The organism is Vibrio sp. 811, assembly GCF_033339195.1.
The window spans coordinates 1-749 of sequence record NZ_JAWOUB010000337.1 but is presented as its reverse complement, the minus strand read 5'-3'; the positions used below and the strand labels follow the sequence as shown (position 1 = coordinate 749).

At 48.6% G+C, this 749-nt stretch carries 2 protein-coding genes; both read right to left on the bottom strand.

What is annotated here, in order from left to right; all coding sequences use genetic code 11:
- Positions 1–585 (bottom strand): flagellar biosynthetic protein FliP (locus R7Q46_RS26725; protein ID WP_318078164.1); only part of this gene is annotated, 585 nt, incomplete at its 3' end.
- A partial coding sequence (locus tag R7Q46_RS26720) for a flagellar biosynthetic protein FliO (RefSeq protein ID WP_318078165.1) occupies positions 572–749 on the bottom strand: 178 nt, incomplete at its 5' end. The genes R7Q46_RS26725 and R7Q46_RS26720, both read right to left, overlap by 14 nt.

Here is a 749-nt window from a genome sequence, read left to right as displayed (position 1 = left end):
GAAGGTTTCCAAATCCTTAATGCGCGTTTGCTTAAGCATGAAGGCCTTCATCGGCACTTGCGCTGCATCGAATGCTTCGCGCGCTGTCACTTGTTCGTTGAGGTATGGCTGGATAGCCGTGTCATTGATTTCGTTGAGCACAGGAGACATGACAAAGAAGGTCAAGAAAAGCGCGATGCCAATGATCACCTGATTCGATGGTGTTTGTTGTAAGCCCATAGCCTGACGCAGAATCGACATTACCACCACAATTCGGGTGAAAGACGTCATCAAAATCACCATTGCTGGCAAGAAGCCCAGCATGGTCATTAAGGCGAGAATTTGCAATGTAACGGAATAGTCTTCACTGCCATCCGGATTGGTGGTCATGGTGAAAGCTGGAATACCAGCACCGTTGCCAACCGACATAGAGCGACTGGCTCCGGTATCGCTTTGCATGGCCTGAACCGTCACACTGCTCCCTTCTGCTAAATTCGCAGGCAACGGTGATTCCTCTGCCTCAGCAAACGAAAATGAAGAAAACAGCAAGCCAACCAGTAGCACCAAAGTGCTAAAAAGCAGACGGATTGGATTACCCTTTGTCATTTTTCTTGATCAGTTGGCTGAACTGACTGGCAAAAGCATTGGTCGCCAACTCTTCCTCTTTCAATGGCTTTTCTAGCTTGGCTAAGGTTTGGATCGATTGACTGGTGATGCCCACCAAAAACTGCTCTTCTCCAACCTGAACCACGGCGATTCGCTCTTTGGTG